This window comes from Acinetobacter johnsonii, from assembly GCF_048551975.1.
GTDB lineage: Bacteria > Pseudomonadota > Gammaproteobacteria > Pseudomonadales > Moraxellaceae > Acinetobacter > Acinetobacter johnsonii_A.
In genome coordinates, this window is the sequence record NZ_JBIMCF010000249.1 from 1 (window position 1) to 268 (window position 268).

The 268-nt window shown below is 44.8% G+C and carries 1 pseudogene; it reads left to right on the forward strand.

Annotated elements, in window-relative coordinates:
• Positions 1-268, forward strand: a pseudogene (locus ACG9ZB_RS17405) (alpha/beta hydrolase); the annotation flags it as partial.

A 268-nucleotide genomic window follows, 5' to 3' on the forward strand; every position in this document is an offset into this window, starting at 1 on the left:
TCCAGCACAACCTGTTAATGCTCCAGCACCAACTGCAGGTGTTAAAGCGTTCCTTGATGTCTTAAATTCAGGTAATGGCAAGCCTATGGAACAAATGTCTCCAGCAGAAGCTCGTCAGGTCCTTATTGGAGCTCAGCAAGGCGTTGTTCTTCCTCCTGCTCAAGTCTCTGATAAAACGATTCAGATTAAAGGTCAAAGCATCAAGCTGAAAATCGTGAAACCTGAAAACACTAAAGGAACGCTGCCTGTCTTCATGTTCTTCCATGGT